This window comes from Stakelama sediminis (assembly GCF_014199335.1).
GTDB lineage: Bacteria > Pseudomonadota > Alphaproteobacteria > Sphingomonadales > Sphingomonadaceae > Sphingomonas > Sphingomonas sediminis.
Genome location: NZ_JACIJI010000001.1, coordinates 886,294 through 912,804, shown reverse-complemented (window position 1 = coordinate 912,804; position 26,511 = coordinate 886,294). Strand labels below are relative to the sequence as shown.

Genomic DNA, 26,511 nt, shown 5'->3' with positions numbered 1-26,511 from the left:
CCCCGTTAAGCGATTCGAGCGTCGGCGATTCCGGATTCGGAATCATCGGCCGCCGATGTTGGCGCGAAATTGCGGATATTCGGTTGCTGCTGCCCTTGCGGTTGCTGCTGATTCGATTGATAGCCCTGACCGGCAGCGCCTGAATCGACCGTGGTATTGCCGAGTTTCAGGCCGCGTGCGTCCGCCATTTCGGCAAGGCGCGGCTGCGCGTCGTGCAACAATGTGCGGGCAGCCAGCGTATCGGTGGTGAAGTGCACATGCGTTTGCGCACCGTCGTGACGCACCGTCACCTGCACATTGCCAAGCGCATCGGGCGCCAGCCGGATGCGGGCGTCGTTCGCGCCCTTTCCGGCATCGCGCAGCGCGGCGATGCGGTCGATCATCTGCTCCATGCCCTGCTGCTGTTTCAGGTCGAGCGCGGTGCCGTCCTGGCCTGTGGCACCTGAAAGCGCGGTGGCGGTGGTTTGCCCTGCGGCCGCACCATGCGACAGCAGCATGGAAATCTGACCGTCGCCGGACGAATCGCTCGCGGGTGTCAGCGGTACGTTTCGGCGTGTCGCGCTCTGACCGGCGAGCTGCGCGGCGAATTGTGCCGGCAGGGCGGATGTCATGGCAAGTGTCGCGCGGATGACGGCGGGTGGTGGCGCGGTTGTCGTGAACTGAATATCGACAGGCGACTTGCCGAGTATATCAGTGTGCGCGGCGCTGGGCGTTGGCGCAGACGACGCGGTGCCCGATACCGGCGTTGCGGATTGAATCGCTGCCTTGAGCGCCAGCGATTCAAGCTTGTCCGGTTGGGGAGCCGCCTGCGTATGTGCCTGAGCGGTCGCCTGCTGATTGGCGGCAATCGCCGTATTGCCGATGTCCTTTGAAAGTGCCGGACCTTGTCCGGTTACAGGCTGCGCCGCATGCGCGACCGGGGCGGCGGTATTACCAGTCGCGGGGGTAGTGCCCGCCGACGGATTGAACGGAGCCTGCCAGGCAAAGGCGAGTGTCGGAGCCACCTTTCGGGGTGTCGGCGCATCCCCTTTTGTCGTCGATGCTCCGTCTCCATGACCGGTATCATCGGCTTTTGCGGAAGCCGAACGGGCGACCCCGCTCGCTGCCGGCGTATCCGAAGCGACTGCTGCAACGATGGCAGCGGCGGCGCTGTCTGTCGCTGTCGGGCGCGATGCAGATGTCTTGCTCTTTTCGGGAGCCTTCTTTGCAGTCTGTGCGACGGCTTTATCGCCGGTCCCGGTGTCAGGTCCGGCCTGCGCCGTCATGTTCGCATCATTGCCATCGGCGATGTCGGCGGCGGTGGGATCGGTGATTGTGACCGTTGCGTCGGCTGTACCTCTGGTCGGCTGTGCGCGATGCTTTGTGGGTGTCGTTGCAGGCTGGCTGCCCTGATGTGAGACCGACGCCGTCAAACTCGGTACCGTTGGGGATGTCGCATCCAAAGCATCGTCGGCGGTCACTATCGTTTTTGCAGTCGACACGGGAGCGGATGTTTTGGTGTCGGTGGCAGACTGTGCCTGTGCGGTCGTGTCGGCTTCGCCTGATGCGTCGGCGCCTTTTGCATTTTTCGCAACCGGCAAGATTTTGCCGGGCGTGGCGGAGGTTTGCCGCTTTGCGCCACCGGCCGTTTGCGTGGTCTTTTCTGTAGTCTTGAGTTTGGAATCAGGAAGGCGTGCTTTCGCCGGAAGCGCCTTGTCCTGAGCAACAATCGTGTCGGCTGAAACCCGCTTTGCGGTGCCGCTACCCTTGATTGCATCGGCAAGGGCAGGGGCAAAGTCCTTTACCCCCTTGCCGCCGGTTTTGGGCGCAGCGCCGGGGGTTCCCGGATTGAGGGAAAGAGGCAGGCTGATCTTCATCATCGCGCTATGTTTCCGAAACCATGCATATCCTGCGTTTAAGCAAGGACCGTGCCGTTTTTGGGGAAACGGCTCTATTCCGGATCGTTGCGGCGCTTGCGCGGTTCGCCGGGCATCGCCTCCAGCGCGCGCATGGCGCGGCGCGCGGCTTCCGCTTCGGCGCGTTCGATCAGCTTTTCCACCGCGGTCTGTTCGCGTTTGGCTTCGCGGGTCGCGCCGCGTGCGGATTGCAATCCGGCCTCGGCCACTTCGATCCGGCGTTCGGCGGCTTCGGCCGACTGGTGGAGGCGGTGACGATAATGGGCAGCGGCAATCAGGCTGCCCGCGCTGGTCGGCGCAGGGGTGGCGACGGGCGCGACCGACTGGCTGAGCCGGTGAATACGGTCGCGCAAATTGGATTCGTCGGATACGCGCTGGGCGGCGCGGGCTTCGTCAGCACGCACGAGATCGAGTTGCAGCGTGCGGACCCGGTGAATGCGGTCGAGGCGCTTTTTGGAGCGTTCAGCCATCGCCGAAGACGCCGGTCAGTTCGGCAATCGCATCGGCCAGCGGCACGACGGCGTCGGAATCCTGGCGGATATATTCAAGCACCGCCGGATGACAGGCAAGCGCCGCGTCGATCGCGGCATCGGTGCCGGGGCGATAGGCACCCATCAGGATCAGGTCGCGATTTTCCTCATAGGTGGCAAGGTGCCGACGCAGCACCCGCGCGGCGGCAACATGCTCTTTCGTGGCGATATCGGTCATCACGCGGCTGACCGACGGGCCAAGATCGATGGCGGGGTAAACCCCCTGTTCGGCAAGCTGGCGCGACAGCACGATATGCCCGTCGAGGATCGAGCGCGCTGAATCGACGACCGGATCGTTACCGTCATCGCCATCGGCCAGCACGGTATAGATGGCGGTAATCGAGCCGCCGGTGGTGACATCGGTGCCCGCGCGTTCGATCAGGCTGGGCAGCATGGCGATGGCCGAGGGCGGATAGCCGCGCGCGGAGGCCGGTTCGCCCAGCGCCAGTCCGATTTCACGGCCCGCATGCGCTACGCGCGTCAGCGAATCCATGATCAGCAGCACCTTCTTTCCTTCCGCGCGGAAGGATTCGGCGATGGCCGTGGCGCGCAGGGCGCCGCGAATACGCAGTACCGGCGAATGGTTGGCGGGCACGGCGACGACGACCGAACGTGTGCGTGCCTCGCCCGAAATCTTGGTTTCGAGAAAGTCGGCGACTTCGCGGCTGCGTTCGCCGATCAGTCCGACGACGACAACATCGGCCTGGGCTGCGCGCACGATCATGCCGAGCAGCACCGATTTACCGACGCCCGAACCGGCCATGATGCCGACACGCTGGCCCTGACCGATGGTCAGCAGGCCGTTGATCGCGCGCACGCCGACATCCATCGGTTTGAGCACGCGGCCGCGATCGAGCGGGTTTTGGATCTTGCCCGCCAGCGGCCAGTGTCCGGCATCGCGGATCGGGCCTTTGCCGTCGATCGGCTTGCCCGCACCATCGACCACGCGGCCGAGCAGGGCGGAGCCGACCTCTGCCTCTCCCGGCGGACCGATGGGCCGCACCGGTGCATTAGGCAGAAGCGCGGCTGGACCGCCGAGATTCATCAGCAACGTCCTGCCGCCGCGAAAGCCGATGACTTCGGCCTCCACCGTACCGCCATTGGCGGTGGAAATCGCGCAGACCGTACCGACCGGCAGCGACAGGCCGACCGCCTCCATCAGCAACCCGTCGAACGAGGACAGACGTCCGGCAACGCGCGGCTGCGGACGAAAATTCGAAAGGTTGAGCGAGCCCAGATAGTCTTCGGCGAACTGATTCAGCATGAAGGCGGTGTCACATGTTCCAGAGCAGCAGTCAGTTGTTCGATCCACAGATCGGGACCGTCCTCAATGACGGTCGATGCCGATTCGATCACGAAATGGCCGCGTTCGACATGGGGATCGCCGACGGGAAAGACGGTTTTGGGCAGCTTGTCCTCGACCATTGCAAGGTCGTCGGGGTTGAGGCGCAGCATCGCCGATTCGGCGCTGTCGCTCAGCATGTCGGCGGCAACTTCCACCCGGTTGGCGAGATAGTCGGGCGCAATGCCGGTTTCGCCGATGATTTTCTGAACCAGCGCCAGCACCGTCTGGCGCAATTGCCGGGCGACGCGTTCGCGATCAAAATGCGACCCTTGTGCCAGCGCCTCGGACAGTCGGGTGACGAGCGCTTCCTCACGGTGCTGTGCCTGCGCCATTTCAGTGCGCGCGGCGGCCAGCCCTTCGGCATAGCCGGCGGTACGAGCCGCTTCGAACGGATCGTGAAAGTCGCTGTCATTTGCCCCCGGAGCGGCGCTTGCCTGCGTCCGCTCTTCGGGATCGGCGGGGCTGAAATGGCGCGGACCTGGCTGGGCGGCGTCGGCTGTGCCGGTATGCCTGCTTTGCGGGCTGAACCCGACCGGGCCGTCGGCTGCCGGTTTCGGACGGGCGTCGCGGATACGGTCGCGAATGTCGATTGCGGAGAACCCTTCGACCGGCGCGAACGCCTTGCGCAGCGCTTCGCCCGCGCGATCGTGGCGGCTGGCGAAACCGGGAGTGAATCCCGGTTCAGGCGCGTCGGGAAAGGCGCGTGCGGCATCAGACATAATCGTCTTCTCCGCCGCCCATCATGATCGTGCCGTCCTTCGCCAGCTGGCGCGCGGTGGTGATGATGACCTTTTGCGATTCGAGCACTTCGGCAAGGCGCATCGGCCCGCGCGATTCCATCTCGTCGACGATGCCGTCGGCGGCGCGTGCGGACATGCAGCCCAGGAAACGACCGCGCACCGTCTCGTCCACGCCCTTGAGCGCGCGCACCAGCGTATCGGTGTCGATATTGCGGATGAGGATGCCGAGATTCTTGTCGTCCATCTCCAGCAGATTTTCGAAGACGAACAATGCCTCCTCAATCTCCTTGGCGACCGCACGGTCGATCTTGGCGAGTTTCGGCATGACGCGGGTTTCGGTCGACTTGCGCGCGCTCGACAGGATTTTGGCGGCATCTTTCGATCCGCCGAGCCTGAGGCCGGTGGACGCCTGTCCCTTGCCGATGCGGCGCGACAATGTGACCTTCAGCGTCTCGATCGCCTCCGGCGTGATCGGGCCGAGACGTGCGACGCGATGCAGGATCTGCGGCTGTACCGCTTCGGGCAGCGTTTCCAGCACCTTGCCCGCCACTGCCGGGTCGAGATTGGCGATCAGAACCGCAGCGATCTGCGGATGTTCATCCTCGATCAGTTGCGCGATTTCGGCCGGCTCCAGCCAGTCGAGCAGGTCGATGGCACAGGCAGCTTCCGGCGGAGTAATACGTGACAGCACGCTTTCCGCCTTTTCAGGGCCGAGCGCGCGATTCATCATCGTTTCGATCTTCGGGCGCGGGTTGAAGCCGATGGCGGTACGTTCGACCGCCTTGTCGATGAAGTTGTCGAGGACGTCGTTGACGTCCATCTCGCTCACATCGGCGACGGCGAACATCGCCCGGCCAAGCTCTCGCACCTCTTCGGGATCAAGCTTTTGCAGGATTGCAGCAGCTTCGTCTTCACCGACGAGCATCATCAGAACGGCGGCGCGTTCGATGCCGGTAAAGCTGCGGGTGGTGGTCGGCGCGTTCATCCTTTTGCATCCGCCTGGATCATGTCACGAACCGCGAGCGCGGCGCGCGAAGGGTTGTCACGGGTGAACCCGCGGACGAGATCGACCCGGTCGCCATAGTTACGCGAGGCGGCGAGCATCTCGACACTGACGGGCGCTTCGCCGGGGGTCTGATTCTCGACCTGACCCGGTCCCGAAGCGCCGGGAAGTGCGGCGATCGCCTTTTCGGCGTCGATTTCTTCCTTCTTCTTCAGCAGCGACTTGGCGAGCGGACGAACGCCCAGCAGCAGCACCAGCAGCGCGATGATAAGCGCGGTGCCGTTGCGGGCGACCATCGGTACCCAGTCGGCCTGATACCAGGCCGGCTTGTCGGCATCGGCAGTGGCATCGGGTGAGAATTTGCGGGCGATGACCGTTACCTGATCGCCGCGTGCCTGCGAATAGCCGACGGCGGCACGCACCAGTTCGGTAATCTGCTGGATATCGGCCTTGCTGCGCGGCTTGCCGGTGGTGGGGTCGCGCAGCAGGACGGCGACGGACAGGCGCTTGACCTCTCCCGGCACCGCGCGGGTGACGGAGATTTCCTTACCATTGGCATAGGTGCGGGCATATTGCTCGCTGGTCTTCTGCGTGGAGTCATCGGTCGATCCCGATGCGGTGCCGGAGGTGGCTCCGGTGGCAGGCGTGCCGTCGGCATTGGTCGCCTTGGGATCGGGCTTCACCAGCTTGGGATCGGCTGGCGGCGTGTTGGAGAGCGCGCCGGGAATGCCTGCGGGCGTCTTGCCGGAGTCCGGATCGCGGGTCCAGTTGCCCTGTTCGGTGCGCAGCACGCCGTCCTTGTCATAGGCTTCGCGGGTCGCCTGCGTCTCATCGAGGTCGACATCGGCCTGCACCTCGGCGGAGAAATTGCCCGCGCCGACCAGCGGGGTCAGCAGCTTGGTGAGTTGCTGGCGATATTTGTCCTCCACCCGGCGCTGGAAATCGATCCGCGCGTCCCCGGCTTCGGAGGCGCTGTCGCTCTTTTCGGGATCGGACAGAAGGTTGCCCATCTGATCGACGATGGTGACGCCGTCGGGCGACATCCCCGGCACTGAAGATGCGACGAGGTTGACGATCGACTGGACCTGCGAATCGCTGAGCGACCGGCCGGGCTGAAGCCGGACGATCACCGAAGCCGAAGGTTTTGAATTGTCGCGGACAAAGGCGGAAGCCTCCGGGGTGGCGAGATGGACGCGGGCGTCGGCGACGGCATCGATCTCCTCGATCGATTCGGCCAGTTCGCTTTCGCGCGCCTGTCGCAGCCGTTCGCCCTCTACCGCACGGCTGACGCCCATCGGCAGATTGTCGAGAATGGCATAACCGCCCGGAGCCGCTTTCGGCAGATCCTGCCCGGCAAGCAGCATCCGCGCCTTGTTATACTGATCTTCCGCGACGGTAACCGATCCGGCACCGTCGAAATGCGTATCGATCCCTGCCTTGTTGAGCGCCTGCGTCACCGCCGCCTTGTCGCTGTCGTCGAGATTGGCGAACAGGATCCGTTGCGAGGGTGTACGCAGCATCGCCCAGGACAGCAGCGCGGCGGCCACCAGACTGACCATGAAGATCAGCGGCAGGCTGCGCTTGATCGCCGGCTGGGTGAGGAAATCCCTGATCTGCGAAAAGGGATTGGCAAAGCTGAAGGGCGCCGCTGCCGGAGCAGAGACGCCGCTGGCCGTCATATTGGCGGCGGGTGTGGGAAGAGCGCTTTCCATGGATTACACCGGCATGTTCATGATGTCTTTGTACGCGGACAACAGCTTGTTCCTGACCTGCATGGTCGCTTCGAAGCCGACGGACGCCTGCTGACGGGCGAGCATCACCTTGGCGATGTCGATCGTTTCGCCGCGTTCATAGGCGGACGACAGTTCGCCCGCTTTCGATTGCGCCTGATTGACGCTTTGCAGCGCATCCTGCAGCGAATCGCTGAAGCTGGGTTGCGAAGCGCCGCTGGTCGCCTGCGCGCCGCCGGTCGCCGCCGTCGAGGCGTCGGCCGTGCCCGCGTTTTTGAGCGCGGCGTTGCGTTCGAGGATCTGCGCACGCAGCGCCATCACCCGATCGACGCCCATGGCGCCGCCGCCGATCCCGCCGACGCCGCTCATGCCGAGATCCGGCGATTGGCGGTGTCGACGATTTCGTCACCCTGTTCGCGGGCCTTGGCGAGACGGTAGCGCAGGGTGCGCTCCGAAATGCCGAGGCGCTTTGCGGTTTCGATGCGGCTGCCGCCACAGGCGGCCAGCGTCTCGCGGATCGCCTGAAATTCCGACATCTGGACGATGTTCGACAGTTTTTCCGGCTGATTGGCGTTGGCCGCCGGGCGCGATGCGCGGTCGAAGACGATGTGATCGGTTTCAATCGTCGCGCCGCTCGAAAGCAACAGCGCGCGCTGAATGACATTTTCCAGCTCGCGGACATTGCCCGGCCAGTCATGCGCGGCGAGCATTGCGATCGCGTCGGCGCTGAGCCAGGGCATCGGTTTTCCGGCCTGGGCATGGCGTACGACCATGGCCGCGGCGAGCACGGTGATGTCGCCGGGCCGTTCGGCCAGCGCGCGGGTTTCGAGCGGAAATACGCTCAGGCGGTAGTACAGGTCGGGACGGAACCGGCCTTCCTCCGCTTCGCGTTGCAGGTCGCGGTTGGCGCAGGCGATGACACGCACGTCCACCGGAATGGCCTCGGTCGCGCCGATGGGAACGACTTCGCGCTCCTGCAATGCACGCAGCAGCTTCGCCTGAAGCTGAAGCGGCATTTCGGCGATTTCGTCGAGCAGCAGCGTGCCGCCATGGGCAGCGCGGAAAAATCCCTCACCGCCCGATGACGCGCCGGTGAATGATCCTTTTTGATGACCGAAGAGCATCGCCTCCAGCATCGTTTCGGGAAGCGCGGCACAGTTAATGGCGATGAAAGGTCCTTCGGCACGCGGCGATGCGTTGTGAATCGCGCGGGCCAGAACTTCCTTGCCTGTGCCGGTGGGGCCATTGATCAAAACGGTGATGTCCGCACCCGCCACGCGTTCGGCCAGCGCCAGCAGGGCAAGGCTTTCGGGGTCGGCCGCAATCGGTGCCTGCGGCCCGCGCAGCATGGCGCTCGCCATGCCGGAAGCGATCGCGACATCGTCGGCCGGATAGGTCAGGCGAGCGGGGTTGCCGTCGCAGAAATGCTGCGCAAATGCTTCGTTGCCCGATTCGAGGATCAGCGTCCGCGCCGCGATCGGCGGCGTCTCCCCCTGGCAGACCAGAAACAGATCGTCCCGCCCGGGTCGGCTGCCCGCTTCGGCGATTCCGAAACCCTGCGCACGCAAGGCCGAGATCAGCATGAAGTGTTCTTCCTGAACCGCACCGGAAAGATGAAGTGAACGCATTGGCATTTCCCCCTGTTGGAAATTCCTATGCCCCGAACAGGGTAAACACTTTGTAAATTTACCCCCCGGTTTTATCCGAAAGCGGCTCCAGTTTTTTGCGCGCGGTTGCGTGTACGCGCGTAAGGGCCCCGATCCGGCGATGATCTTTTTTGTTTAATCCTCTCCGACAGCGGTCGTTCAATGGGTTGGCTACTCCGGCTCCCGCAATCTTAGGGGGGAGGTCGGGAGGAAGCCGGACGTAGAACGGAGACACGGAACATGACTGTTATCGGAACCAATATCGGCTCGATGCGCGCCGCCAATGCCTCGACCTCAGCGAATATGGCGCTGACGGACAGCATGGAGCGCCTGTCGACCGGCAAACGCATCAACTCCGCGAAGGACGACGCCGCCGGCCTCGCCATCGCTTCCTCGATGACCGCACAGATCACGGGTATGAACCAGGCGGTTCGTAACGCCAATGACGGTATCTCGATGGCGCAGACCGCCGACGGCGCGCTGAACGAAGTTACCAACATGCTGCAGCGTATCCGCGAACTGGCCGTGCAGTCGTCTTCGGGCACCTATGGCTCGGACGACCGCGCGAATCTCAACACCGAAGTTACCGCGCTGAAGAGCCAGATCAGCGACATTCTGTCGAACACCGAGTTCAACGGCGTGAAGCTGTTCGACGGTACGGCGGGTTCGGGTGGTTCGGTTTCGATCCAGACCGGCGCAAACAGCGGCAACACCGTTGCGCTGGACCTGAGCAAGGTCGATCTGTCGACCATCACGGGCAGCGGCACGGCGGTTGACACCTCGACCAACGCTTCGACCGCGATCGGCAATGTCGATACCGCGCTGACCACGGTCAACACCAAGCGTGCGACCTATGGTGCGACGCAGAACCGTCTGCAGTCGGTCGTCAACAACCTGACGCAGAACGTCACCAACCTGAGCGACGCGCGTAGCCGGATCGAAGATACCGACTATTCGACGGAAACGACGAACCTCGCCAAGTCGCAGATCCTGGCCCAGGCCTCGACCGCGATGCTGGCGCAGGCCAACCAGAGCCAGCAGGGCGTTCTGAGCCTGCTGCGCTAAGAATGGCGGACGGGCCCGCCGCCGCCCCCCTATAAGGTGGCGGGTTCGGCCCAGCCCTACCCCAACAGGAGGGCAAGCACGGAAGCCCCGATGGTCGCAAGACTATCGGGGTTTTTGTGCGCCCACCCCATGCCGGTCAACGAAATGCCCAGCGCAGGGTGCGCGCCATGCCGGTCGCGCCGATACGGACGAGCGGCGCGGAAAGCGGGCCGGGTGAAAGACCGTGCATCCGTCGCGCCCATTCGGGGAGCAGATCGATACCGGCACGCAGAGTCACGGCATGGAACGGCGCGGCCGCCAGTTGCGGGGAAGGTTGTTTCAGCAGGAAGCGGGCAACGGTGCGCGCGCGGTCGTCGCACACCAGTTCCTTGCGCATCGACTCTATATATAGAGTCGCTTCTGTTCTGCTTTCGGGAATGTCGGTCGCGCCCAGCCGTGCCGCGATCTGTGCGACCTCTTTGAAATAGCGGTCCTGATCCGCCGCGGGCATGTCCGGTTCGCCATAGCGTATCCAGCCGTTCAGGAAGCTGACCGCTTCGGTGACATGCACCCAGGTCAGTAGGTGCGGATCATTGGCATCATACGCTGTGCCGTCCGGCAGCGTGCCGTGCACCCGATCGTGAATCGAGCGCACCCGCGCCAGTGCGGTCTCCGCCTCTTCCCGCCCGCCATAGGTGGTGAGCGCAATGAAGCGCGCGGTGCGGCGCAACCGGCCCAGCGTGTCGTGCCGGAAATCGGAATGATCCCACACGCCTGCCAGCGCACGCGGATGCAGCATCTGGAGCAGCAGCGCCGAAATGCCGCCGATCATCATACTGGTGACATCGGCATGGACACGCCAGGCGACCGAACCGGAACCGAACAGGCCGTCCTCTTTCCGCTGAACGGGTTTTTCCCCACGGGCGGTGTCGTTGAACAGGGCGCGTACCCGGCCGACCAGCAGCTTCTTGACCGGGCGGCTGAAGGGCAGGGCAGGGGGGTGACGCGTTGCCATCCCCTTGAATGTGCGTACGCCGGGAGCGTAGCGCAAGCATCACGGGTGATGAGAGGCAGGTACTATGTACCGTGTGGCTGCGTTGCTACGTTCCTCGCAATGACGAGCGAGAGGAGCTAGCCGAGGCGTTTGTGGAGCAGGTCTTTCAGCCGGTCGTGCGCCGACTTCTTGATCTGGCAGACGCGCGCGGAGCCGACGCCGATCACCTGTCCGATCTCGTCAAGGTTCATTTCCTCGACATAATAGAGCTGGATGACCAGCGCCTCACGTTCGGGCAGGGCAGCAATCGCGCCGATCAGCGCATCGCGCAGGTCGGATTCGGCGAGTTGTTCGAACGGGTCCGGCTCGTCGCTCATGAACCAGGGGCCTTCGTCGGTATAGACGTCGTCGATCGAATCGAAATGCAGCGCTTCTGCCGCAGCATAATCGGTGCGCAGCTTTTCCGGGGTGACTCCCAGATGTTCAGCCACTTCCGCATCCTCCGGCTTGCGATCGAGTTTGACGGTCAGCGATTCGACGGCTTCGCGATACATGCGGCGTCGTTTCATCGCGCCTCGGGTCAGTGTCGCCTGACGCCGAAGCTCGTCGATCATCGCCCCGCGCACGCGCGTCGACAGATATTGTTCGAACGTGACCTGGCCGCGATCTTCGAAAGCGTTGACCGCCTCTACCAGCGCGACCATGCCGATCTGGACGAGATCCTCGACCTCGACGATACCGCTCATCGCGCCATGGATGTGCCAGGCAATGCGGCGGACCAGCGGCAGATGCGTGCGGACCAGCGCTTCGGTGTCGCGTTGCGACTGGCCGGTGCGGCTGTAGGTCAGCGGCCCCTGGGGCGTCAGTTTTCCGGTGGGCATATTCATGCGGGCAGAGCCTCCGGCGCGCCGACAACGGCAACGACCTCAACGGGTTTTTCCTCAGGTACTTCAAAGAAGCTCATCACCGGCGTGTCGGGCAGAACCGAGCGAACGAGCCTGCGGATCGCAAGCCGGATCGAAGGCTGCACGACCAGTGCGAACGGCTTGGCCTCCGCGATCATCGGCTGGGCGGCGCGTTGCAGGGCATCGACGATGCGGCGGCCGAGATCGGGTTCGATGGTGTGGCTGCGCGAGGCATCGCCGCGCACGGCCTGACCCAGCAGCGATTCGAGCTGGCCCTCCAGCGTCATCACGCGTAGCGGTTCGCGTACCGAGCACAGTTTCTGAATGATCAGCGGGCCGAGTTGGGGGCGGATCAGTTCGATGATTTCCTCGGCATCCAGCGTGCGCTGGGCGGCGATGGCGACGGCCGAGGCGATACGGCGGAATTCCTTGAGCGGGATATTTTCCGCCAGCAGGCCGCGCAGCACCTGAGTCAGCGTGGTCAGCGGTACCGGCTGCGGGCAGAGCGAGGCGACGAGCTGGCCGGCGCGCTCCTTCAGCCCGTCGAGCAGCGCCTGTACCTCATCCGGGCCGAGCAGATCGGACGCATTCTGAAGCAGCATGTGATTGAGATGGGTGGCGATTACCGTGCCCGGATCGACGACCAGATAGCCAAGCCCCGTGGCGGCGTCGGCGTCGGATGGGTTGATCCAGATGGCGTCGAGGCCGAAGGTCGGGTCTTTGGCGGGTTTGCCGTTGAGATGCCCCGAAGCCTGACCGGTGTTCAGCGCCAGCACATCGTCGGGCGACACGCTGTCTTCACCGACCACCACGCCGTTGATGCGGATGCGATAGGCATAGGGTTGCAGGTTGATGTCGTCATTGACGCGCGCCTGCGGCACGACGAAGCCGAGGTCTTTCGACAACTGGCGACGGACCCCCGTGATGCGGCCCATCAGTTGCTTGCCCTTGCGCTCGTCGACCAGCGGCACCAGGCCATAGCCGATTTCGATCACCACCTGCATCGCGTCGGTGACTTCATCCCAGCCGATCTTCGACAGGTCGGGCGCGGGTGCTGCCGGTTCGGGCGGCGGCGGACGATTGGCGATCTGATGCAGGCGGTAGGCCGTGAAACCGGCGGCGCCCGCGGCCGGCAGGATCACCAGCATCGGCATGCCGGGCAGGAAGGCGAGGATGCCGAGGATGCCCGCAACCGGCGTCCAGATCTTATGGCTGCCGAACTGGCCGCCGATCTGACCGGCAAGGTCGTCTTCGGATTTGACGCGGGTGACGATGGCGGCAGCGGCGATCGACAGCATCAGCGACGGGATCTGCGCGACCAGCGCGTCACCGATGGCGAGCAGGACATAATTATGCGCGGCATCGCCGATCGACAGGCCATGGCTGACGGTGCCGAGGATCAGACCGCCGATGACGTTGACGCCCAGGATCAGCAGCCCGGCAATGGCATCGCCCTTCACGAATTTCGACGAACCGTCCATCGCGCCGTAGAAATCGGCCTCGGTCGCGACCTCGATCCGGCGCGCGCGCGCTTCGTCCGGGGTGATGAGACCGGCGTTCAGGTCGGCGTCGATCGACATCTGCTTGCCGGGCAGGGCGTCGAGGGTGAAGCGCGCGGATACTTCCGACACGCGGCCCGCGCCCTTGGTCACGACGATCAGGTTGATGATCAGCAGGATCGCGAAGACGAAAATGCCGACGACATAATCGCCGCCGATCAGGAAGGTGCCGAATGCCTCGATCACATGGCCGGCGGCTGCTTCGCCTTCATGGCCATGCACCAGCACGACGCGGGTTGAGGCAACGTTGAGGCCGAGCCGGAAGAGCGTCGCGAACAGCAACACCGTGGGGAAGGCGGAGAAGTCGAGCGGCTTGCGCGCGTTCAGCGCCACCATCAGCACGGCAAGGCTGATCATGATGTTGGTGATGAAGAAGGTGTCGAGCAGGAAGGCCGGTATCGGCACGACCAGCAGCACGATCAGCATCAGGATCGCGAGCGGCAGGGCGCCGCTGCGTGCTAGCGAGGAAAAATCACTACGCGGAAGGAACGGACGCATTCAGTTACGCTCCGAGACTGGCAAGCAACATATAGGCGAGGCGCGCCGTTTCCGGCGTCGGGCGGTACAGCGCGGACTGGACGAGCGTACTCGCGTCATTTCCGGCAATCAGGGTATTGGAGGCGGTCTCGGTCGCGGCGCTGGCGACGCTGTCACCAGTGCGGGTTGCCGAGTTGAGCATGTCGAGCGTCGAGGCAAGCCACGCCTTGTCGCCGTCGATCGCCTTGCTGCCGAGCAGAACCTGAACCCCCTGCATCGTGCCGGGGATGTTCGGGGCGGCACCGTCGAGCGCATCGGAGGCAAGGCCGGTGGCACCGGCGGCACCCGCACCGCTGTCGAGCTTGCCCGCGAACCGCTGATAGATTTCAGACAGCGTCCGAGGCTGGCCGTTGGAGGCATAAAAGACGTTGCGGTTGGCGCGCGCGGCAGCCGGGAACATCGATGCGCCGGTCCGGTCCGGCGAAGACTGCATCGCACTCAGGAAGGAGCGGGCACCGCCCAGTCCCAGAAAATGCGCCATATACAGGTCAGTGCCGGTAACGTTGCGATCCAGCGTGTTTTCCAGCGCGGCCTTGTTATCGGCGGCATGTTCGGCGGCCATGATTGCGGACGTTTGCGGATCGTTGCGCAACGCGAGAATGGATTTGCGCAGCGACGGGTCGCTGACGGTGTAGCGGCCGCCGGACGTCTGGGTGATGCTGTCGGCCGCCCAGCCAAGCCCATGTTCGGCACCATGTTGTTTGATGATGCCAAGCCAGCTCTGGTCAATGAACTGATACAGGCCCGACGCGCTGGACGTCGATGCACGGGCGTCGGGACGCAGGCCGCTTTCGACCTGCGCCTGACCGAGAAGATAGTCGAAATCGATCCCCGTGCGCTTGCTGGCAGCAGCAATCGCCTTTTGAACCGATGTCGTTTCAGTGGGATTGAAGTTTACGGCACCCATCAATCGCTGCTCTCAGTTCCTCCTGTTCAGGAGGCCTATAAGCAAGCGGCGTGCCAATTATGTAGAATGTAGCCCGATCAGAGCAGCAATGCGGATTTTCGCGCGTTTCAGGCCGCGTATGGGCCGGCCTGGTAGGTGCCCATGCCGTGACCGGCAAGATCCTGCAGGCGGCGGCGAACATTTGCCGTCATCAGGTTGACGTAAATGCGCGCGGTTTCGTTCAGGCGATTTGCCTCGGCCGCAAGCGCGCGTATCTCCGCGCTGGGCGGCAGATCGTCGTCATTGGCGGCAATCGTCTGGATATGGCCAAGCTTCGCGGCGGTCACCTGTTCCAGCGCCGCGATATCATTCGCTTTCAGCGCCGCGATTTCGGCATGCAGGCAGTTGATGACCTGCATCAGGGCGTCACGACGGGTCATTCGGATTCCATTGCATTTTCAGCGCGAGCAGACGGTCGGCGACCGTGGCGGGCAGGATCGGAAATCTGCCTTCCTTGACGGCCCGACGTACCTCGGCGACGTGATCGGAATCGATCGGCGCCTTGTCGGCAAGCTTCTTTGCCGCCGTCGCAATCGAATCGCTGCTGCGTGCCTGTTGCGTTGTTGCCTGTTCCGCCTGTACCGACGGTGCCGTGGGCGCGACGGATTTTACGTCGCGAACAGGCGTCGATACGGCTTTCGGGCCAATTGAGTCCACCATGTCTGCAAGTCCTGATTGTTGCCGACACCATGTGGAACGACCCCTTTCGCAAAAGCTTTAGAAAAAATTATTCCGCCCATCCGGGCAGTGTCACCTGACCGGGGCCGACAGCGACGGCCTGGATCGGCGGCTGGCGTTCCCCGACCTTGACGGGAAGGCGCGCACCCTTGACCGCATCGGCCATGGCGATGCCGTCGCGCGTGATCGAAAAGCCCCTGGCGCTGGCTTCGATCGTAACCGGGTCACCGCGCTTGATGACTTTTTCAGGCTTGGCGGCAGGGGCAGCGGCGGCAACCGGTGTCGCGGCAGGGGCCTGCGGCGCGACGTTGACGGGCACGTAAATGCGCCATTGCGGCGACATGCAGCGTACCACCACCGCATCATGAAAGCTGCCGCGCCAGGAAAGCTGGGGCAGCGCGCAACTGGCCAGTTTCAGCCGTGCGTCGACCGCTGCGCGCGCACCGCCGACATCGCCGATGGCCTTGCCGGTAAACTGCTCCACCGCAGTGTCGAGCACCTTGGTATCCTGAAACTGACCCGCCTGCGCTGCCGCCGGAGCGGCGATCAGCAACGCGGGAACCAGAAGGCGCAACATGATATTCTCCCTTGCAAAGAAGTCGGATGAGGCAAAGCAAGCCCCGTGCCGGTTTGACCGGCAAAGCGGCAATGCCGGGCGGCAAATCATTGCCGCTTTCCCCGGAAGCCGATGGTGGCGGTGACCGCGCGCATGCGGGCGGCGGTCATGGATTCAAAGCGGATCTGATCCGGCGCGACGACACCGCGCGCAATCAGCCCGGCAGCCACCGCACGGGCACGGTCAGCGGCCAGAATAGCAGCGCTGCCGCTATCCGCATCGACGTCGGCAGAAGACCCGTCCGTGGCTCCGGACAGGATGATTTCGGTCCGCGGATCGCTTGCCGCGCCACGAGCCCAGTTTGCCAGCGAGTCCAGGGCTGCCGGTGACGGTGTGGCGCTGCCAATTGCAAAACTGCCGATCCGGCCGATATCGACCGGCATTGCCGCCGGCAGGGGTGCGGCCGCCGCCGCTTCTGGCATCGGTGCATCGAACGCGGCGCGGATGCTCTTAGCGATCTTGCCGTGATCGTCGATACCGGTTGCATGGACCAGCACCAGAAAGCCGACCAGCAACAGGCCGAGATCGGCCAGCGTCGTCAGCCAGAGCGGACGGCGTTCGCGCGGGATGGCGTTGAACCGGGCAAGGGCGGCGCTTCTCATGCGGCAGCCTCTTTCAGGCGTGGACGTTCGCGCGCAGCCAGCGCCACCAGCGGAGCGATCAGCCGGGTACGCTCAAGCGCTTCGCTGCGGGCCTGTCTGCGCAGCCGCGTGGCGACGGGCATCGCGATCAGGCTGGCGATCAGGGCACCGTACAGCGTCGTGAGCAATGCCACCGCCATGGCGCCGCCGATCGCGTCGGGGTCCGTCATCACCAGAAACATGCGTACCAGTCCGATCAGCGTCCCGATCATTCCCATGGCAGGGGCGACATCGGCCATGCCCGCCCAGACATCGGCAGTGGCAAGGTGCCGCTCACTGCGTACGAGCTGACGCGTTTCGAGCAGCAGTTCGACCTGTTCCGGGCCTTTGCCGTCGACAATTGCTTCGACTGCACAGGCGATATCGGGGTCGCGGATGATCGAGCGATCAAGCGCCAGTGCGCCATGACGGGCAGCGATGCGAGACAATGCCGTGATCTGTTCCAGCGAGCGGTCGGCCTGCCACCGGCGGCGCGGCAACACCCGCAGTGCTGCCACCGCGCGGCCGAGATCGGCGAGCGGCGTGCGCAGGAACATGGCCAGCACCGTGCCGCCGACGACAATCGCCAGCGCCACGGGGTCGAGAAACGGTGCCATCGCCTGCGCGAAGGCGGGGTCGAACGCAAATCCTGTCATACGGGCCTGTACTGCAAAAGCCGGGCCAAATGCGATGGATGTGTTTCCTGCCGCGATGACTTGCCGGTTGAGGCAGTGCTTTGCCGCCGACCGGCAAGATTTTGCCGCTTGCCGTTGAAAAACCGCCAATTGCGCGGGTTTGGGATTGCCGGAATGCGATAAATTCGAAACTGGCACAGCCTTTGCAAGAATGTCCCACGGAATTTTCGTCGCGCGGATTTCGCGCTTTTGGGAGGCCATTATGGCGCAAGACAGCTTGTTCGGCGTGCACGCGGATGCACTGCTGGTACGCTCAAAGCGTATGGGCGTGCTCGCGTCGAATATCGCCAATTCCTCGACGCCGGGGTTCAAGGCGAAAGATATCGATTTCCAGAAGGCAATGACGGAGATCGAAGGGGCCAACGGGATGGGCGGTACCATGTCCGCCGATCAGGCGATCGACAGTGCGACCGAATATCGCGTGCCGATCCAGCCGTCGATGGACGGCAATACGGTGGACCTTTCGACCGAACAGACCGCCTTTGCCGAAAACGCCGTGGCGTATCGCACCACTTTGTCTTTCCTGAACGGGCGCATCAACACGATCACCCGTGCACTGAAGGGTGAATAAGATGGGGATCGGTCCTTCCAACATCTTTCAGGTCGCAGGCCGTGCCATGTCGGCGCAGCTTGTGCGGATGAACACCACCGCGTCGAACCTGGCCAATGCCGATACGGTTTCGACCACCGAGGCCGGTGCCTATCGTACCATCAAGCCGGTGTTCCAGACGCATATGGACAAGGCCACCGGCCTTTCCACAGTCGATGTCAGCGAGGTCGTGACCGCAGGCGAGCCGCCGGTGAAGCGCTACGATCCGGGCAATCCGCTCGCCGACAAGGACGGCAATGTCTACGCAAGCTCCGTTCAGGAAACGCGCGAGCTGGTCGACATGATGGATGCCGCGCGCAGTTATCAGAACAATGTGGAGGTGATGCAGACGGCCAAGTCGCTGATCCTCGATACCCTCAAGCTGGGACAGTAAGGTATGACGACCACCTCTTCCTTTGATTCAACGCTGACGAGCCTGGGCATTACCAACAGCTCGACCGCGCAGAGCACGTCCAACACGACGGGAAAGACCACGCTCGATCAGGCGGATTTCCTGAAGCTGATGACGGCGCAGTTGCAGAATCAGGATCCGTTCAATCCGGTCGACAACACCCAGATGGTGTCGCAGATGGCGCAGTTCTCCACCCTTTCGGGTCAGACGGAGATGAATTCGACGCTGAAGGCGATCGCCGCCAAGCTGGGCGCGACCAGCACCAGCGACGCGATGTCCTGGGTCGGCAAGAATGTGCTGACCGAAGGCAGTGTCGCCTATCCCAATACCGACGGCACGTTGCAGGCGGCGGTCGACCTTTCCAGTGACGCCACCGACGTCAAGGTAACGATCCAGAACGCCAATGGCGCGACGCTGCGCACGGTGTCGCTGGGTCCGCAATCGGCGGGCACCGTCAATTTCGTCTGGGACGGATCGACCGACAGCGGCGATGCTGCAGGTTCGGGGCCATTCACGATCACCGCGTCGGCCGAAAACGGCACCGACAAGGTGGATGCGCAACCCCTGGTCTGGGCGCCCGTAACATCGGTGCAGATGACCACCGACGGCGACCCCGTCCTCACCCTTCCCGGCATCGGTCAGGTGCCTTCTTCCGCCGTCCGCAGCGTCGGCTGAGTTTTGACTGGAGTATACTGAAAATGTCTTTCTACACTTCGCTCAGCGGCCTTCAGGCGTCGCAGACCGATATGTCGGTGATTTCGAACAACCTGGCCAACGTTTCGACCAACGGGTTCAAGAAGTCGGATGCGTCTTTCGCGGACGTGATGGCATCCAGCCTGTCGACCAGCCCGACCAAGATGATCGGCTCGGGAACGGTTACCAAGTCGATCACCCAGGATTTCGGTCAGGGGTCGATGAAGCAGTCCAGCTCCGCGCTTGATCTCGCGATCACCGGCGATGGCTTCTTCGCAGTCAAACCCAATGCCGACGGTACGCAGGTCAACTTTACCCGCGCCGGCAGCTTTCAGGTCGATGCCAATCGCTATGTCGTCGATTCCAATGGTAGTAATCTTCAGGTTTACCCGGTTGACGGCAGCGGCGCGGTGGTTGCCACCGGTCTCGATCAGACGGTCAACCTGCGCCTGCCGGAAACCAGCGGTACGGCCACCGCGACGAGCAACGTCGCGCTGGGCGTCAACCTGAATTCCAACAGCACGATGCCGAGCGGCAGTTTCGACCGGTTCGATCCGACGACCTATAACCAGTCGACGGCGACCACGATCTACGATTCGAACGGCAACCCGCTGACGATGACAAGCTATTTCGTGCGCAAAACGGCGGCGGACACCACCGATCCGACCAGCACCAGCACCTGGGACGTGTACAACTATGTCGGCGACACCGAACTGACGCCGACCGGCGGCAGCAGCCCGGTGACGATGACATTCGATTCGTCCGGTGCGCTGACGTCGCCGACCACCGCAACCAGCTTTGATCCGTTTACGCCGGGCAGCTCCAGCGCGGCGCAGGGCATTTCGCTCGATCTCGCATCGAGCACGCAGCTTGCTTCGCCTTTCAACGTCGCCAGCCGCACCCAGGATGGTCAGGCCGTCGGCCAGCTTCAGGGCGTGACCGTCAATGACAAGGGCATGGTCGTGGCGAGCTTCTCGAACGGCGATACTCAGGCGCTGGGGCAGGTGGCGCTGGCCAACTTCTCCAACCCCAAGGGACTTCGCCAGTTGGGTAACGGCTATTGGGCTTCGACCGGCGTGTCGGGCAGCCCGACGCTGGGTTCGGCCAATACCAAGGGGTTCGGTTCGCTGTCGTCGGGGATGATCGAGGGCTCGAACGTCGACATTACCGAAGAACTGGTCAATCTGATTGCGGCGCAGCGCAACTTCCAGGCGAATGCCAAGGCGCTCGATACCTCCAACCAGATTTCGCAGACCATCTTCAACCTGCGCAGCTAAGCGTTGAACTGAGGGGGGAACGACCATGGACCGGCTGATCTACACCGCGATGTCAGGGCTGAAGAGCCAGATGGCCGCGCAGGCAGCGATCGCCAACAACATCGCCAACGCATCGACCATCGGCTATCGCGCCGACCGGATCAATTTCGACCGGATGATGGTACAGGGCGACGGGTTCGATTCACGTCAGCCCACCGATGGCGAAGTTGTCGATATGGATCGTTCCGCCGGTACCATGGAATCGACCGGTCGCCCGCTCGACGTGGCGGTCGCCGACGATAGCTGGATCGCGGTCCAGGCAACCGATGGTACAGAAGCCTATACCCGTCGCGGCGACCTGAAGGTCGCGGATTCGGGTGTATTGGAAACCGGCGACGGTTTCCCGGTGATGGGGTCGGGGGGCCCCATCACCGTGCCCCCGTACAAGAAGATCATGATCGCCGATGACGGCACGATTTCGATCGAGCCGCTGGGCGGCCAGCCCGGCGCCGCGCCGCAGGTCATCGGCCAGATCAAGCTGGCCAATGCGGAAGGCAGCGACACCGTAAAAGGTACCGACAACCTGCTGCACGTCAAAGGCGGCGGGGTTCTGCCCCAGAATATGGACGGCAGGGTCGTGTCGGGTTCGCTGGAACAGTCGAACGTCAACCTGACCCAGTCGCTGGTCGACATGATTGAAAACCAGCGCAGCTACGAGGTGCAGGCGAACCTGCTCCGCGATGCAAAGAAAATGGATGAGAGCGGCGCATCGGTGATGCGTCTGCCGAGCTGAAGGAACTGAATCATGGGTAGTGCGGCAATGCATATCGCGCGTACCGGGCTGGATGCCCAGGATATGCGCATGCGGGTCATCTCGAACAACCTGGCCAACGTCAACACGACCGGGTTCAAGAAGGACCGCGCCAATTTCGAGACGCTGGCCTATCAGACGGTGACCGCGCCGGGCGCGCCCAGCACGTCGGAGACCAATTACGCCACCGGCCTGAACCTCGGCACCGGTGTGCGCGTGCAGGGCACGTCGCGCATCGACACGCAGGGGTCGCTCCAGACCACGAACAACAGCCTCGACATGGCGCTGGACGGCGATGGCTATTTTCAGGTCCAGCTTCCCGGCGGCCAGCTCGGCTATACCCGTGCGGGCAATTTCACGCGCTCTGCCGATGGTACGCTGGTCACGTCGGAGGGCTATCAGGTGATGCCGGGCATCACTATTCCCGAGGGCGCGACCTCGATCACGGTCGGCACCGACGGTACGGTTTCCGCAACCGTCGCGGGGCAGACCGATCCGCAGCAGCTCGGCCAGATTCAGGTTGCAAGTTTCCCGAACGCCAGCGGACTGCAGGACAAGGGCGACAACTATCTCATCGAAACCGCCGCTTCGGGCGCCGCCAATCTGGGCATCGCCGGCCAGGACGGTCGCGGCCAGATCCGTCAGGGAATGCTCGAAGGTTCCAATGTCAATGTCGTGGAATCGCTGGTCGACATGATCGAGACCCAGCGCGCTTACGAAGTCAATTCGAAGATGATTTCCGCCACCGATGAGATGCTGAAATATGTCAACCAGAACATCTGATCGCCGCCACACGGCGCGTATTTTCCTTGGCATGGCCGCCGGCGCGATGCTGGCCGCCACGGTCGGCGCACCTGCGCCCGCCCATGCGGGTATCTTCGGCAAGAAGAAAAAGCACGACAGCCCGGAATTTGCGACTGTCCTGCCGTCGCCGCCACCTGCGGCGCCCGCAAACGGCGCCATCTTTCAGGCATCGAACGGCTATGCAGGCCTGTATTCGGGCAATCGCGCGGCTGCCGTCGGCGATCCGGTGACGATCGTGCTGACCGAACGGACCAGCGCGAGCAAATCGGCCGGTTCCAATCTCGACAGTTCCGGCGGAGTTTCGCTCGTGCCGCCGACGACCGGCCTGCTGAACCTGTTCAACAAGACGGACGCGAGTGCCAGCGGCAGCCGCGGGTTCAAGGGTACCGGGACGGCCGATCAGTCGAACGCGCTGACCGGTGAGATCACCGTGACCGTCGCACAGGTTTATCCCAACGGCACCATGCTGGTGCAGGGCCGCAAGAAGGTTACGCTCAATCGCGGCGACGAGTGGCTGGAAATCCGCGGAATCGTTCGTTCCGCCGATATCGACCAGTATAATCGCATTCCGTCGACCCGCGTCGCCGATGCGCAAATCGCTTACACCGGCAAGGGCGATGTCGCCCGTGCCAGCCGTCAGGGCTGGCTGAGCCGGTTCTTCCAGATCATCAGCCCATTCTAACGAGCCGGAACACAAGACCATGCGCTTTCTTCTTTCCCTGATGGCGGCCCTGCTGATCGCGACGCCGGCCATGGCCGACCGGATCAAGGATCTGGGCGAGTTCCAGGGCGTTCGTTCGAACCAGCTTGTCGGCTACGGTATCGTGGTCGGTCTGGCCGGAACGGGTGATGACAATCTGGAATATACCGTCCAGTCGGTACGCGGCGTCGCATCGCGCATGGGACTGCAGCTTCCGGCGGGGATCAACCCGAACCTGAAGAATGCTGCAGCCGTGATGATTACGGCGGATCTTCCTGCCTTTGCCAAGCCGGGACAGCGTATCGACGTGACCGTTTCGGCACTGGGCAAGGCCAAGAGCCTGCGCGGCGGCAGCCTGATCCTCACCCCGCTTCAGGGCGCGAACGGCCAGATTTACGCGATGGCGCAGGGGAATCTGGTCGTCGGCGGTCTGGGCGCGGAAGGCGCGGACGGATCGAAGATCACCGTCAACATTCCGTCTTCGGGCCGTATTCCCGACGGTGCGTCGGTTGAACGCGCGGTCGACACGGGGTTCGAAAACTCTCCCTATCTGACCTTCAACCTGGCGGATGCCGATTTTACTACCGCACAGCGCGTGGCGACGGCGATCAACCGCCGCTTCGGTGCGGGCGCGGCGGATGCTCTGGATGCCGTATCGGTGCGGGTCAACGCGCCGCAGGGCGCGGGCGTTCGCTCCACGCTGATGAGCCAGATCGAGAATCTGGATGTGGATCCTGCGGAGGCGGCTGCAAAGGTAATTGTTAACGCTCGGACGGGTACGGTCGTTATTAATTCTGCGGTGCGTGTGTCGCCGGCTGCCGTGACCCACGGCAAGCTGACGGTCCGCATCAGTGAACAGCCGCGGGTCAGCCAGCCTGCGCCCTTCAGTCAGGGGCAGACGCAGGTGGTGCAGAACAGCGCGGTTGGCGTTGACGAGGAAAAGCGACCGATGTTCCTGTTCAGTCCCGGCCCGAAACTGGCCGACATTGTGAAGGCGGTGAACGCGATCGGTGCTTCGCCGAGCGATCTGGTGGCGATCCTCCAGGCGCTCAAGGAAGCCGGTGCGCTGAAAGCCGATCTGGTGATCCTGTGACGACGCCGGTGACCTCAACCAACGCCGTGGCGTCATCGCCGTCGGGGGTGTCGCAGGACACCAGCCGGCTGGCGACGGCTGCCAACCTGAAAAAGGCGGGGCAGAAGTTTGAGGCGATTTTCGTCAACATGATGCTGAAATCCATGCGTCAGGCAAAGCTGGCGGACTCGCTGTTCGACGACAAGGCGACCCAGCAGTTTCGCGACATGCAGGACCAGCAGCTTGCGCAGAACATGGCAGCGACGACGCCGCTGGGCATCGGCAAGGCGATGACCGACTTTCTGGCCAAGGGCAATCCGACGCTGCTCGACCCGACAACGACGGTCGATCCGCAAACCCAGGCTGAGGCCAAGACAAAATGAGCGACCTGCTGACCATCGCTGCCAGTGGGGTCAATGCGTATCAGAGCGCGCTGACCACCGTGTCGGAGAATATCTCCAACGCGGGCACCGCTGGTTATGTACGGCGGGCAGTCAACCTGACGGAAGTCAGTTCCAGCGGTGGTTCGATCAACGGGCTGACGTCTAGTGTCAGTGGCGTGCGTTATGACGGCGTCGATCGTCAGGCCAATGAATTCCGTTCGGAAGAGGTGCGCACCACCAGTTCCGACCTGTCCCGCTCGTCAAGCGGCGTGACATGGTTGCAGCGGATCGACAGCGCGCTGAACGACAATGGGCTGAGCGATCAGCTCACGGGATTCTTCAACTCGGTACAGGCGGTTGCCGCCGACCCGACCGCGACCGCGCCGCGCGCATCCATGCTGGAGGCCGCGAAAAGCGTCGCCAGTGCTTTTACGATAACGGGCAAGGCGCTGGATACCGCGACTTCGGATATGAAGGCCAGCGTTACCCAGTCGGTCAACCAGTTGAACCAGTTGTCGACGACTCTGGCCACGGTGAACGATGCGCTGGGCCGTTCCAAAGCGGGTTCGTCGGGCCAGGCGGCGTTAATGGATCAGCGCGATCAGGTGCTCGACCAGATGAGCCAGTTGGTGAACATCAACGTCAGCACCGATTCGACGGGCCGCGCGACGGTGCGGGCCGGGGGCGCTTCCGGTCCCTTGCTGGTCGAAGGGAACATTGCCGGTACCGTCGTCGCCGCGCATAACAACACCGGTGTTTTAAGCTTTTCGGTCCATCGTAACGGGCAGACCTCGACGATGACGCCGGGCGGCGGTTCGCTTGCCGGGATGGTCGATAGCGCGCAGAAGATCGCCGACGCGTCCACTGCACTGCAGAGCATGGCGACCGATTTCATGAACGGCGTGAATAGCGTGCAGGCGGGTGGTCAGGATCTGTCGGGCAATGCCGGCCAGCCCATTTTCGCGGCCGGAAGCGGTACCGCCGCCCTGAGCGTCGTGATGGACGATCCACAGGCGATCGCGGCTGCTGCAACCGGCGGCGGAACCCGCGACAACAGTAATATTCAGGCGTTTAATGCGCTCCGCAGCAGCGGCGGGTTCGAACAAAATCTGACCAATATGATTGCCGACAACGGCTCCACGCTGTCCGGACGGCAGCAGGTTGTCGACGCGCAGACTTCCATTCGCGATCAGGCGGTTTCGTCGCGGGATTCGCTTTCAGGCGTCAATCTGGATGAGGAGGCGGTCGACCTGATGCGCTTTCAACAGGCCTATCAGGCGTCGAGCCGCGTCATTCAGGTCGCGCGGGAAACCTTTCAGTCCTTGATCAATATCGGGTGATGTCGATGCGGATTGCCACAAGCCAGTTTTATGATCGCTCGACGAGCCAGATCCAGTCGCTGAATGCCGAGGCGGACAAGCTGCAGACGCAGATTGCCACCGGCAAGAAGCTGACCGGTGCATCCGACGACAGTGTCGCCTGGACCCAGTTGGCGACGCTGAAGCGCGCATCCGCCAACGACACTGCCTATAGTGCCAACATCAAGCTGGCACAGGGCGTCCTGTCGCAGACGGATTCGACGCTGGGCAGCATCAACACCCAGTTGCAACGCGCCAATGAACTGATGGTGCAGGCCAATAGCGGCACCCTGTCTCAGGATCAGTTGCAAAGCGTGGCGTCGTCGCTGGACGGGATCGTCGATGAACTCGTGTCGCTGTCCAACAGCACGGACCTGCGCGGTCAGCCGTTGTTCGGCGGCTCCGATTCCAATGCGCCCTATGTGAAGAATGCGGACGGGACGGTGAGCTATGTCTCCAGCGGAAACGCACCGTCGATTCCGATCGGCGACAGCGATAATGTGCAGGTTTCGGTCAACGGCGCCTCGGTTTTTGGGGGCGACGGCGGCAGCACGCCCGACATGTTCAAGACAATCACCGATTTCGCCGCCGCGATTCGGTCCGGCGGTGACCTGAGCGGTCCGGCATCGACGGCGATCGACGGGATTCAGGCCTCGATCAATTCGGTGACCAATGCGCAGGCCGTGGCCGGTGCGCGCGCCGCACGCGTGGATCAGGCATCGACCCGCATGACCACCACAGCGACGACGCGCGAAACGCTGCGTTCCGGACTGGAAGATACCGATGTCACTTCGGCGATCACCGAACTGCAAAAGACACTGACGGTGTTGCAGGCAACGCAGACGAGTTTTTCGAAACTCTCCGGTCTGTCGTTGTTCAATTATCTGAATTGACAACGATTTGGTAACCAAGATCGGCCAAGGTGAAAGTGCAATCGCATCCGGCGGTTG

The 26,511-nt window shown here is 63.3% G+C and carries 29 protein-coding genes; 12 read left to right on the top strand and 17 right to left on the bottom strand.

Annotation, left to right across the window (positions count from 1 at the left end):
• Positions 1–5: 5 nt before the first annotated feature.
• The 8 genes from FHR23_RS04670 to FHR23_RS04635 all read right to left on the bottom strand — a co-directional run bounded on the left by FHR23_RS04670 (position 6) and on the right by FHR23_RS04635 (position 8,871).
• On the bottom strand, positions 6–1,859 hold the full coding sequence (locus FHR23_RS04670; RefSeq protein ID WP_184001724.1) for a flagellar hook-length control protein FliK: 1,854 nt from the start codon (positions 1,857–1,859) through the stop codon (positions 6–8).
• A gap of 71 nt (positions 1,860–1,930) precedes the next feature.
• Entirely contained in the window at positions 1,931–2,365 is a 435-nt protein-coding gene (locus FHR23_RS04665; RefSeq protein WP_184001723.1) for a hypothetical protein, read from the bottom strand.
• A complete protein-coding gene (locus FHR23_RS04660; RefSeq protein WP_184001722.1) occupies positions 2,358–3,689 on the bottom strand; it encodes a FliI/YscN family ATPase in 1,332 nt (443 codons plus the stop codon). Before FHR23_RS04660 ends, FHR23_RS04665 begins: the two co-directional genes overlap by 8 nt.
• Complete coding sequence (locus tag FHR23_RS04655) at positions 3,683–4,489, bottom strand: FliH/SctL family protein (RefSeq protein ID WP_184001721.1); 807 nt, start codon at positions 4,487–4,489, stop codon at positions 3,683–3,685. The genes FHR23_RS04660 and FHR23_RS04655 overlap by 7 nt, the downstream gene beginning before the upstream one ends.
• The gene (gene fliG, locus FHR23_RS04650; protein WP_184001720.1) at positions 4,482–5,495 is read right to left on the bottom strand and encodes a flagellar motor switch protein FliG; all 1,014 of its coding nucleotides are present in this window, start codon (positions 5,493–5,495) and stop codon (positions 4,482–4,484) included. Before fliG ends, FHR23_RS04655 begins: the two co-directional genes overlap by 8 nt.
• Positions 5,492–7,225, bottom strand: a complete 1,734-nt coding sequence (gene fliF / locus FHR23_RS04645) for a flagellar basal-body MS-ring/collar protein FliF (protein WP_184001719.1) — start codon at positions 7,223–7,225, stop codon at positions 5,492–5,494. The genes fliG and fliF overlap by 4 nt, the downstream gene beginning before the upstream one ends.
• Before the next feature lie 3 nt (positions 7,226–7,228).
• Entirely contained in the window at positions 7,229–7,612 is a 384-nt protein-coding gene (gene fliE / locus FHR23_RS04640) for a flagellar hook-basal body complex protein FliE (RefSeq protein WP_184001718.1), read from the bottom strand.
• The gene (locus tag FHR23_RS04635; RefSeq protein WP_184001717.1) at positions 7,609–8,871 is read right to left on the bottom strand and encodes a sigma-54 interaction domain-containing protein; all 1,263 of its coding nucleotides are present in this window, start codon (positions 8,869–8,871) and stop codon (positions 7,609–7,611) included. The genes fliE and FHR23_RS04635 overlap by 4 nt, the downstream gene beginning before the upstream one ends.
• Positions 8,872–9,129: 258 nt before the next feature.
• Between FHR23_RS04635 and FHR23_RS04630 the strand changes: the two genes are divergently transcribed.
• Entirely contained in the window at positions 9,130–9,954 is an 825-nt protein-coding gene (locus FHR23_RS04630; protein WP_184001716.1) for a flagellin N-terminal helical domain-containing protein, read from the top strand.
• A 136-nt stretch (positions 9,955–10,090) separates the two neighbouring features.
• On the opposite strand, the gene FHR23_RS04625 is transcribed toward FHR23_RS04630, so the two are convergent.
• From FHR23_RS04625 to FHR23_RS04585, 9 genes are all read right to left on the bottom strand, one after another.
• On the bottom strand, positions 10,091–10,948 hold the full coding sequence (locus FHR23_RS04625) for an oxygenase MpaB family protein (RefSeq protein WP_184001715.1): 858 nt from the start codon (positions 10,946–10,948) through the stop codon (positions 10,091–10,093).
• Between the two features lie 116 nt (positions 10,949–11,064).
• Positions 11,065–11,814 carry a sigma-70 family RNA polymerase sigma factor gene (locus FHR23_RS04620; protein WP_184001714.1) on the bottom strand — a complete coding sequence of 250 codons (750 nt, stop codon included), beginning with the start codon at positions 11,812–11,814 and terminating at the stop codon, positions 11,065–11,067.
• Complete coding sequence (gene flhA / locus FHR23_RS04615) at positions 11,811–13,889, bottom strand: flagellar biosynthesis protein FlhA (RefSeq protein WP_184001713.1); 2,079 nt, start codon at positions 13,887–13,889, stop codon at positions 11,811–11,813. Before flhA ends, FHR23_RS04620 begins: the two co-directional genes overlap by 4 nt.
• Positions 13,890–13,893: 4 nt before the next feature.
• Positions 13,894–14,835 carry a lysozyme family protein gene (locus FHR23_RS04610; protein WP_184001712.1) on the bottom strand — a complete coding sequence of 314 codons (942 nt, stop codon included), beginning with the start codon at positions 14,833–14,835 and terminating at the stop codon, positions 13,894–13,896.
• Positions 14,836–14,942: 107 nt separating this feature from the next.
• Positions 14,943–15,254 carry a flagellar protein FlgN gene (locus FHR23_RS04605; protein ID WP_184001711.1) on the bottom strand — a complete coding sequence of 104 codons (312 nt, stop codon included), beginning with the start codon at positions 15,252–15,254 and terminating at the stop codon, positions 14,943–14,945.
• Positions 15,241–15,534: a flagellar biosynthesis anti-sigma factor FlgM gene (locus FHR23_RS04600; RefSeq protein WP_184001710.1), complete on the bottom strand. Its 294-nt coding sequence runs from the start codon at positions 15,532–15,534 to the stop codon at positions 15,241–15,243. Before FHR23_RS04600 ends, FHR23_RS04605 begins: the two co-directional genes overlap by 14 nt.
• 67 nt (positions 15,535–15,601) lie before the next feature.
• On the bottom strand, positions 15,602–16,129 hold the full coding sequence (locus tag FHR23_RS04595; protein ID WP_184001709.1) for a flagella basal body P-ring formation protein FlgA: 528 nt from the start codon (positions 16,127–16,129) through the stop codon (positions 15,602–15,604).
• Between the two features lie 86 nt (positions 16,130–16,215).
• Positions 16,216–16,770, bottom strand: a complete 555-nt coding sequence (locus FHR23_RS04590; protein ID WP_184001708.1) for an OmpA family protein — start codon at positions 16,768–16,770, stop codon at positions 16,216–16,218.
• Complete coding sequence (locus FHR23_RS04585) at positions 16,767–17,444, bottom strand: motility protein A (protein WP_246359681.1); 678 nt, start codon at positions 17,442–17,444, stop codon at positions 16,767–16,769. Before FHR23_RS04585 ends, FHR23_RS04590 begins: the two co-directional genes overlap by 4 nt.
• A 241-nt stretch (positions 17,445–17,685) precedes the next feature.
• Between FHR23_RS04585 and flgB the strand changes: the two genes are divergently transcribed.
• Genes flgB through flgL form a run of 11 tightly spaced genes read left to right on the top strand, consistent with a single transcriptional unit; the run spans position 17,686 to position 26,454 of the window.
• Entirely contained in the window at positions 17,686–18,054 is a 369-nt protein-coding gene (gene flgB / locus FHR23_RS04580) for a flagellar basal body rod protein FlgB (RefSeq protein WP_221227343.1), read from the top strand.
• Position 18,055: 1 nt separating this feature from the next.
• Positions 18,056–18,466 carry a flagellar basal body rod protein FlgC gene (flgC, locus tag FHR23_RS04575; RefSeq protein ID WP_184001707.1) on the top strand — a complete coding sequence of 137 codons (411 nt, stop codon included), beginning with the start codon at positions 18,056–18,058 and terminating at the stop codon, positions 18,464–18,466.
• A 3-nt stretch (positions 18,467–18,469) separates the two neighbouring features.
• On the top strand, positions 18,470–19,159 hold the full coding sequence (locus FHR23_RS04570) for a flagellar hook assembly protein FlgD (RefSeq protein ID WP_184001706.1): 690 nt from the start codon (positions 18,470–18,472) through the stop codon (positions 19,157–19,159).
• A 23-nt stretch (positions 19,160–19,182) separates the two neighbouring features.
• A complete protein-coding gene (gene flgE / locus FHR23_RS04565) occupies positions 19,183–20,454 on the top strand; it encodes a flagellar hook protein FlgE (protein WP_184001705.1) in 1,272 nt (423 codons plus the stop codon).
• Positions 20,455–20,479: 25 nt separating this feature from the next.
• On the top strand, positions 20,480–21,226 hold the full coding sequence (gene flgF / locus FHR23_RS04560) for a flagellar basal-body rod protein FlgF (RefSeq protein ID WP_184001704.1): 747 nt from the start codon (positions 20,480–20,482) through the stop codon (positions 21,224–21,226).
• A gap of 12 nt (positions 21,227–21,238) precedes the next feature.
• Complete coding sequence (gene flgG, locus FHR23_RS04555; protein WP_184001703.1) at positions 21,239–22,027, top strand: flagellar basal-body rod protein FlgG; 789 nt, start codon at positions 21,239–21,241, stop codon at positions 22,025–22,027.
• Positions 22,028–22,058: 31 nt separating this feature from the next.
• Positions 22,059–22,730 (top strand): flagellar basal body L-ring protein FlgH, encoded by a 672-nt coding sequence (locus tag FHR23_RS04550; RefSeq protein ID WP_246359743.1) that lies wholly within the window; start codon positions 22,059–22,061, stop codon positions 22,728–22,730.
• A 19-nt stretch (positions 22,731–22,749) separates the two neighbouring features.
• Complete coding sequence (locus FHR23_RS04545) at positions 22,750–23,841, top strand: flagellar basal body P-ring protein FlgI (protein ID WP_184001702.1); 1,092 nt, start codon at positions 22,750–22,752, stop codon at positions 23,839–23,841.
• Between the two features lie 8 nt (positions 23,842–23,849).
• Positions 23,850–24,203, top strand: a complete 354-nt coding sequence (locus FHR23_RS04540; protein WP_343042992.1) for a rod-binding protein — start codon at positions 23,850–23,852, stop codon at positions 24,201–24,203.
• On the top strand, positions 24,200–25,543 hold the full coding sequence (gene flgK, locus FHR23_RS04535) for a flagellar hook-associated protein FlgK (RefSeq protein WP_184001700.1): 1,344 nt from the start codon (positions 24,200–24,202) through the stop codon (positions 25,541–25,543). Before FHR23_RS04540 ends, flgK begins: the two co-directional genes overlap by 4 nt.
• Before the next feature lie 5 nt (positions 25,544–25,548).
• Positions 25,549–26,454, top strand: coding sequence for a flagellar hook-associated protein FlgL (flgL, locus tag FHR23_RS04530; protein ID WP_184001699.1), 906 nt, complete (start codon positions 25,549–25,551; stop codon positions 26,452–26,454).
• The last annotated feature ends 57 nt before the right edge of the window (positions 26,455–26,511 follow it).